5 protein-coding genes and 1 tRNA gene are annotated in these 7,242 nt (G+C 75.3%); 4 read left to right on the forward strand and 2 right to left on the reverse strand.

Features of this window, described 5'->3' with window-relative positions:
* Positions 1 to 164: 164 nt before the first annotated feature.
* Positions 165 to 620: a GatB/YqeY domain-containing protein gene (locus ACFV61_RS02810; RefSeq protein ID WP_063348660.1), complete on the reverse strand. Its 456-nt coding sequence runs from the start codon at positions 618 to 620 to the stop codon at positions 165 to 167.
* A gap of 180 nt (positions 621 to 800) precedes the next feature.
* On the opposite strand from ACFV61_RS02810, the gene ACFV61_RS02815 reads away from it, so the two are divergent.
* The gene (locus ACFV61_RS02815; protein WP_063348659.1) at positions 801 to 1,745 is read left to right on the forward strand and encodes a metallophosphoesterase; all 945 of its coding nucleotides are present in this window, start codon (positions 801 to 803) and stop codon (positions 1,743 to 1,745) included.
* Positions 1,746 to 1,845: 100 nt separating this feature from the next.
* Positions 1,846 to 1,919, forward strand: a tRNA-Pro gene (locus tag ACFV61_RS02820).
* A 238-nt stretch (positions 1,920 to 2,157) separates the two neighbouring features.
* Here the strand turns inward: ACFV61_RS02820 and ACFV61_RS02825 are convergent.
* Positions 2,158 to 4,896, reverse strand: a complete 2,739-nt coding sequence (locus tag ACFV61_RS02825; protein WP_380489703.1) for an AAA family ATPase — start codon at positions 4,894 to 4,896, stop codon at positions 2,158 to 2,160.
* A gap of 192 nt (positions 4,897 to 5,088) precedes the next feature.
* Here ACFV61_RS02825 and ACFV61_RS02830 point away from each other — a divergent pair, with 192 nt between their 5' ends.
* Both ACFV61_RS02830 and ACFV61_RS02835 read left to right on the forward strand, forming a co-directional pair.
* Positions 5,089 to 5,466: a nuclear transport factor 2 family protein gene (locus ACFV61_RS02830; protein ID WP_350881950.1), complete on the forward strand. Its 378-nt coding sequence runs from the start codon at positions 5,089 to 5,091 to the stop codon at positions 5,464 to 5,466.
* Positions 5,467 to 5,542: 76 nt separating this feature from the next.
* Complete coding sequence (locus ACFV61_RS02835) at positions 5,543 to 7,093, forward strand: MFS transporter (RefSeq protein WP_380489705.1); 1,551 nt, start codon at positions 5,543 to 5,545, stop codon at positions 7,091 to 7,093.
* Positions 7,094 to 7,242 lie beyond the last annotated feature (149 nt).

Below are 7,242 nucleotides of genomic sequence, written 5' to 3' on the forward strand. Positions count from 1 at the left end.
ACCCGCCCCCCCCGCCCCGCGCACACACGCCGCGTCGGCCCACCCCTGCCCACCGGGCCGCCCGCCCCCCCCCCTTCGGGCTTGGCCGACGGTGCCATCCGGGCCCTGGACCTTCGGGCCCTGGCCACCGGCACCCTTCGGGCCTTCGGGTCTGGCGGCGGGGCTCAGCCCGTCAGCGCCGCCCTCACCGCGGCGGCCACCCGGCCGCCCTCCGCCAGGCCGTCCACCTTCGGCTTCACCAGCTTCATCACGGCGCCCATCGCCTGCGGACCGGCCGCCCCGCTCTCGGCGACGGCGGCCGCCACGATCGCGGTCAGCTCCTCGTCGGAGAGCTGCTTGGGCAGGTACCCCGCCAGCACCTCGCCCTCCAAGCGCTCCCGGGCCGCCTGCTCCACCCGGCCCGCGGTGTCGAACGCCTCCGCCGCCTCCCGGCGCTTCTTCGCCTCGCGGCCGATCACCTTCAGCACCTCGTCATCGGACAGCTCGCGCTTCGCCTTACCCGCCACCTCCTCGCTGGTGACGGCGGCCAGCGTGAGCCGGATGGTGGACGAGCGCAGCTCGTCCCGGTCCCTGATCGCGGCCGTGAGGTCCTCGTGCAGCTTCGCCTTGAGCGTCGTCATGGCCCCGAGTCTCCCACCTGCGGCGTTCGGTCGCTTGCCATTAACCGGCCCGTCGGCAGACACCGGGGCCACCGGCACGCAGCGGACCCGCCGGCACGTGGCCGACCCGCCGGTGGCCCCGCATCCGCGCACGGCCACCGGACGTTCACCGGCTGATCCACCGTCTGAGAGCATGGAGCGATGCGACCGCTGTACTCCGTTCCCCTCGGCTTCGCCGCCGCCGGCGCCGCCTGCCTCGCCTACTCCGTCGGGTACGAGGTCCGTTCCTTCCGGCTCCGCCGGGTCGAGGTCCCCGTCCTGCCCCACGGCGCCCGGCCCATCCGGGTACTGCAGGTCTCCGACATCCACATGGTGAGCGGGCAGGGCAAGAAGCAGCGCTGGCTGCAGAGCCTCGCCGGCCTGCGCCCCGACCTCGTCGTCAACACCGGCGACAACCTCTCCGACCCCCTCGGCGTCCCCGCCGCCCTGGACGCGCTCGGGCCCCTCATGGACTTCCCCGGCGTCTACGTCTTCGGCTCCAACGACTACTACGGCCCGGCCCGCAAGAACCCGGCCCGCTACCTCCAGGCGATGCGCAGCGGCGCCCACGGCCTCAACAACGCCGACGGCACCGGCCGCCGCGGCATCACCGACGCCGTCCACAACCCGTGGGAGAAGCTCCGCGACGGCTTCGACGCGGCCGGCTGGCTCGACCTCACCAACACCCGCGGCCGGCTCACCATCGACGGCCTCGACCTCGAATTCACCGGCCTCGACGACCCGCACATCCGCCGCGACCGCTACAGCGAGGTCGCCGGCGGCCCCTCCCCCGACGCCGACCTCTCCCTCGCCGTCGTCCACGCCCCCTACCTGCGTGTCCTCGACGCCTTCACCGCCGACCGCTACCCGCTGATCCTGGCCGGCCACACCCACGGCGGCCAGCTCTGCATCCCCTTCTACGGCGCCCTGGTCACCAACTGCGACCTCGACGCCCGACGGGTCAAGGGCCTCTCCACCCACCAGGCCGGCGGCCGCCGCTCCTACCTCCACGTCTCCGCCGGCTGCGGCACCAACCGCTACACCCCCGTCCGCTTCGCCTGCCCCCCCGAGGCCACCCTCCTCACCCTCACCCCGGCCCCCCGCTGACCTGCACCGGACGCCCGCCAAGAACCGGATTTCGTGTCTCGGCGAGCGTCCGGTAGAGTTCTACTCGTTGCGAAGGAGACGGAGCAACAAACCGCAGGACCGGGGTGTGGCGCAGCTTGGTAGCGCGCTTCGTTCGGGACGAAGAGGCCGTGGGTTCAAATCCCGCCACCCCGACCCAGTACAGAGGGCCCATCGGAGAAATCCGGTGGGCCCTCTGGCGTTGTGCGTGACCGACGTTGTACGTGACCGACTGAGTGACCGTGCCTCAGTGTGGAGCGCCCCCCTGTGCCGCAGCCCGTGCGGAGTCTCCCGGGATCTGGGCCGACGGCGAAGGTGGGGGCAGCCCCCGCGAGTGGAGATCAGGGCCCTGCCGGAGGTGTTTCGGGAGGGCCCTTTGGTGTGGGTGGGGGTGTCAGAGGGTGGTGGGGAGGTCGGTGCGGGAGGTGATGTGGAGTTTGGGGTACGCCTTGTAGAGGTGGTGGGCGATGGTGCGGGGGCTGAGGAAGAGTTGGGCGGCGATCTCGCGGTTGGTGAGGCCTTGGGCGGCCAGGCGGGTGATCTGGAGTTCCTGGGGGGTGAGGGGGGAGTCGGGGGTGCCGGTGGGGCTGGTGGTGGGGGCCGGGGTGCCGGTGGCGGTGAGTTCGGTGCGGGCGCGGGCGGCCCAGGGGTGGGCGGCGAGGCGTTCGAAGGTTTCGAGGGCGGCACGCAGGTGGGGGCGGGCGTCGGTGCGGCGGCGGGAGCGGCGCAGCCATTCGCCGTAGAGGAGGGCGGTGCGGGCCTGCTCGAAGGGGCGGTGGGTGCCTTCGTGGAGGTCGAGGGCGGCGCGGTAGGCCGGTTCGGCGAGTTCGTCGGGGCCGAGCAGGGCCTGGCAGCGGAGCCGGAGCGCTTCGGTCCAGGGGCGGTCGGCGGCGGCGCTCCAGCGGGCGAAGCGTTCGTAGGGCTCGGCGGAGCGTTCGGGGGTGCCGAACCGGACGGTGGCTTCGACCAGGTCGGGGACGGCCCGGGTGGCGCTGACGTGGTGCCGGTGGGGGCCGGTGGTGAGAGTGTGCAGCCGGTCGGCGGCGTCGCCGGCGCGGCCGTGGCCGAGGTCGAGCAGGGCTAGTGCCCAGTGGGCCCAGGGGCGGCCGGCGGCGGGGGCGGCGGTCTGCGGGCCGGTGGTGGCGAGGGATTCGGCGGTGAGCCGGGTGCAGCGGTCGGTGTCACCGTCGAGGGCGGCCAGGTAGGCGAGGAGCGCGGTGAGTTGGCTGGTCCACTGGTGCTGGCCGGTGTCGCGGGCGAGGGCGAGGGCTTCGGTGGCGGTGACTTCGGCGTCGCGGTGGCGGCCGTGGAAGAGTTCGGCCTCGGCGAGGAAGAACTGGAGGGTGGGCATCACGCCGATGGTGCCCTTGGCGCGGGCTTCGGCGACGAGTTCGCCGCCGAGTTCGGCGGTCTCGTCGTCGCGGCCGAGGATGAGGGTGGCGCCGCAGAGTTGGACGAGGTCGACGGGGGTTTCGGCGCCGGCCTTGCGGGCTGCCGCGGCGGTGTCGCGGGCGGCGGGGGGCTGCGGTGCGGGCCGGCCGAGGGCGGGCAGTACGGCGGCGGGCAGGTGGCGGGCGAGCGGGGTGAGCGGGTTGTCGTCGGCGAGCGGTAGCGCGGCCAGCCGGTCGAGGACGGCGATCACCGGTTCCTCGCCCGCGTACCAGGCGGTGTGGAAGGCCTGGAACAGCATCCGGGCGGCGTGCGGCGCCTCGATGGCGGTGCCGGCGGCGTCGAGCAGCAGCCGGTAGGCGGTCGGGTAGGAGCCGCGCCAGAAGTGCGCGGTGGCCCTGACCTGGTCGAGCAGGGCGTGTGCCAGGGGGTTGTCGGTGCGGGCCCCGGCCTCGTCGGCGAGTGTCTCGGCCTGCGCCAACTTCCCTTCTTCGGTGGCGGCTTCGGCGGCCAGGACGAGGCGGCGGGTGGCGGCGTCGCGGTCCGGGGTGAGCCGGGCGGCCCGCTCGTACGCGGCGGCGGCGCCGCCGTGGGCGCCGCGGGCCTCGGCGCGGACGGCGGTGCGTTCCAGCGCGTCGGCGAGGGCGGCGTCGGGGGCGGTGGCGGCGTGGGCCTGGTGCCAGGTGCGGCGGTCGCCGTCCGGCAGCACTCCGGCGATGGCTTGATGGATCGTCAGTCGCTGGTGGTGCGGGGCGCGTTGCAGGATGGCGGTGCGCAGGAGCGGGTGGCGGAAGGCGATCCGGCGGTCGGGGGTGACGCTCGCCAGGCCCGATTCCTCGGCGGGGCCGAGGTGTTCGGCGGGGACGCCGAGGGCGGCCGCGGCGGGCAGGACGACGTCGAGTTCGCCGGTCTCCTCGGCGGCGGCGACCAGCAGGAGGGTCTGGGTGGCCGGGGGCAGGCCGGTGACCTGGCCGTGGAAGGCGATCAGCAGCCGGCTGGTGAGCGGCAGGCCGCCGGGCGAGGGTGCCGGCGAGCCGGGGGTGTTCGCCTGCGCCCCGGTGGCGATGGGGAGTTCGGCGAGGGCGAGCGGGTTGCCGGCCGCCTCGACGAGCAGCCGCTCGCGGACGGCGGCGGGCAGGTCGGGGCCGGCCCGGTGGTCCAGGAGCCGGGCGGCGTCGGGCTCGGGCAGGCCGGTCAGTCGGAGCTCGGGGAAGCCCGTGGTCGGGAGTTCCGGTGCGGCTCCGCCGGTGCGGGCGGCGAGCAGCAGGGCGACTCCTTCGGCCTGGAGCCGGCGGGCGGCCAGGAGCAGGGCGTCGAGGGAGGCGTCGTCCAGCCACTGCGCGTCGTCGACGACGCACAACAGGGGCTGTTCGGTGGCGAGTTCGGCGAGCAGTCCGAGGGTGGCGAGCCCGACCAGCAGCCGGTCGGCCGGGGCGCGCTCCTCGGCGAGCCCGAACGCCGCCTCCAGGGCGCGCCGTTGCGGCCCGGGCAGGGCGTGCAGCCGGTCGAGGCCGGGTGCGAGCAGCAGGCTCAGCCCGGCGAAGGGCAGTTCCGCCTCGTACTCGACGCCTGCCGCCCGGATCACCCGGAACGCCTCGCCCGCCCGCCCGACGGCGTGGTCCAGCAGCGCGGTCTTGCCGATTCCGGGTTCGCCCCGGAGCAGCAGCACCCCGCTGCGGCCTTCACGTGCCGCGTCCAACAGTCCCGCCACGACGGACTGTTCGTGTTCCCTCCCGTACAGCATGCCCCCGACCCTACCGAGGCCCTCCCGGCCGCAGGTACGGGCGGGCCCGCCGAGCACACCTACGTACCCCCCGCCGGACGCTACGTACCCCCATGCCGATACGTGACCGATTCGCCCGCGCCGGCCCGTCCCTACCTTGGTGAGCAGCGGGAACGAGCCGCTCAACCACCCACCGGGACACGGGAGAAGACCATGACCGAGATCACCGCCACCGCCCTCCAGCAGCTCGCCGAGCGCTACCTCGCGGTCTGGAACGAGACCGACCCGGCCGCCCGCCGCAAGCTGATCGACGAGGTGTGGGCCGTGGACGGCCGGTACACCGACCCGCTGGCCGCCGTCGCCGGCCGGGACGCGATCGACGCGCTGATCGGCGCGGCCCAGGCCCAGTTCCCCGGGCTGGAGTTCACCCTCGGACCGGTGGACGCGCACCACGACATCGCCCGGTTCACCTGGAACCTCGGGCCGGCCGGCGCCGAGCCGGTGGTGATCGGCTTCGACGTCCTGGTGGCCTCGCCGGACGGGCGGATCGGCTCGGTGTACGGCTTCCTGGACCGCGTCCCGGGCGCCTGACGGCAGGCCGGACGGGTCGGGGGCGACCCCACCGCCCCCGACCCACTCCCCCCAACCCCACTGAGGAGAAGCCGAGATGAGCTCCGTCCTGACCGCCCGCCCATCGACCGCGACCGCGACCGCGACCGCGACCGGCAATGCAACCGACAATGCGCCCGGCGCCGCGAGCAACACTGCGAGCACCACCGCGAGCACCACCGCGCCCGAGGTCGAGGCGGCGGCCGGCGCCCCGCGCGGCCTGCTGGCGGTCGTCCTGACCGCCACCTTCATGACCGCCCTCGACTTCTTCGTCGTCAACGTCGCCGTCCCGTCCGTCCAGGCCGACCTGGGCGCCGGACCGGCCGCCGTCCAGTGGGTGATCGCCGGATTCAGCCTGGCCCTCGCCGCCGGCCTGGTCACCGCCGGCCGGCTCGGCGACCGGTACGGCCGGCGCCGGGTGTTCGGGCTCGGCCTGGCCCTGTTCACCCTCGCCTCCGCGGGCTGCGGCCTCGCCCCCACCGCCGCCGCACTGGTCGGCGCCCGGGTGGTGCAGGGCCTGGCGGCGGCGCTGATGGGCCCGCAGGTGCTGGCGATCCTGCGGACGGCGTTCAGCGGCGCGGCGCAGGCGCGGGCCTTCGCCCGGTACGGGCTGACCATGGGCGTCGGCGCGGTGTTCGGCCAGTTGATCGGCGGGCTGCTGATCCGGGCGGACCTCTTCGGACTCGGCTGGCGCAGCTGCTTCCTGATCAACCTCCCGATCGGTCTGGCCGCCCTGGCCCTGGTCCGCCGCTGCCTGCCGGAGTCGCGCGCCCCGCAACGACCGGGCCTGGACCCGGTGGGCGTGCTGCTGGTCACCACCGCGCTGACCGCCCTGGTGCTGCCGCTGATCCAGGGCCCCGCACAGGGCTGGCCGCTGTGGACCTGGCTCTGCCTGGGCGGCGCGGTCGCCCTGCTGGCCGGCTTCGTGGTGCATCAGCACCGCACCCGGACCCGCGCCACCGCCACCGGTTCCGGCAGCGACTCCGGCCCCGGCTCCGCCGCCCCGCTGGTCGACACCCGGCTGTTCCGGACCAGGGCCTTCGGCGCCGGTCTGCTCGCCCAGCTCGCCTTCTGGCTCGGCCAGGCGTCCTTCTTCCTGGTGCTCGCCCTGTACCTCCAGCTGGGCCGCGGCCTGGACGCGCTCGGCGCCGGGCTGGTGTTCACGGCGATCGGCCTCGGCTACCTGCTCACCTCCAACGCCACCCACCGCGTCGCCGCCCGGCTCGGCGGGGCCCGGACGATCGGCGTCGGCGGGCTGCTGATGGCCGTCGGGCTGGGCCTGCTCGCCCTCGCGGTGTACGGCGCGCAGGGCGGGAGCGTGTGGTGGCTGACGCCGGGGCTGTTCGTGGACGGCCTGGGGATGGGCCTGGTGATCGCCCCGGTGACCTCCGTGGTGCTGGCCGGGGTCGAGCCCCAGCTGGTCGGCTCGGCCGCCGGGGTGCTGGCCACCGTGCAGCAGGTCGGCGGGGCGCTGGGCATCGCGCTGATCGGCCTGCTCTACTACGGCGGAGGCGACCCGGCGGCCGCGTTCGGCCGCAGCGTGACGGCGCTGGCGGTGCTGGAGCTGGTGCTGGTGGGCCTGGTCCGGCTGCTGCCGCGGAAGGGCTAGCGGGACCGAGCGGGCGCGCGGGAGCGGACGGACTCACAGGAACGAGCGGGCTCCCGGGAACGGACGGGAGGGGCGGGGCGAGTGGGGGGGGGGGGGGGGGGGTGGGCGGGACCCCCCCCCCGGGCGCCGGCCCCGCCACGCGGGCGGGT

This window comes from Kitasatospora sp. NPDC059817 (genome assembly GCF_042731835.1).
GTDB lineage: Bacteria > Actinomycetota > Actinomycetes > Streptomycetales > Streptomycetaceae > Kitasatospora.

Excerpts from the sequence above, each read along its gene's own strand:
- ACFV61_RS02810 (WP_063348660.1), bottom strand. The coding sequence starts at position 620 with ATGACGACGCTCAAGGCGAAGCTGCACGAGGACCTCACGGCCGCGATC.
- ACFV61_RS02815 (WP_063348659.1), top strand. The coding sequence starts at position 801 with ATGCGACCGCTGTACTCCGTTCCCCTCGGCTTCGCCGCCGCCGGCGCC.
- ACFV61_RS02825 (WP_380489703.1), bottom strand. The coding sequence starts at position 4,896 with ATGCTGTACGGGAGGGAACACGAACAGTCCGTCGTGGCGGGACTGTTG.
- ACFV61_RS02830 (WP_350881950.1), top strand. The coding sequence starts at position 5,089 with ATGACCGAGATCACCGCCACCGCCCTCCAGCAGCTCGCCGAGCGCTAC.
- ACFV61_RS02835 (WP_380489705.1), top strand. The coding sequence starts at position 5,543 with ATGAGCTCCGTCCTGACCGCCCGCCCATCGACCGCGACCGCGACCGCG.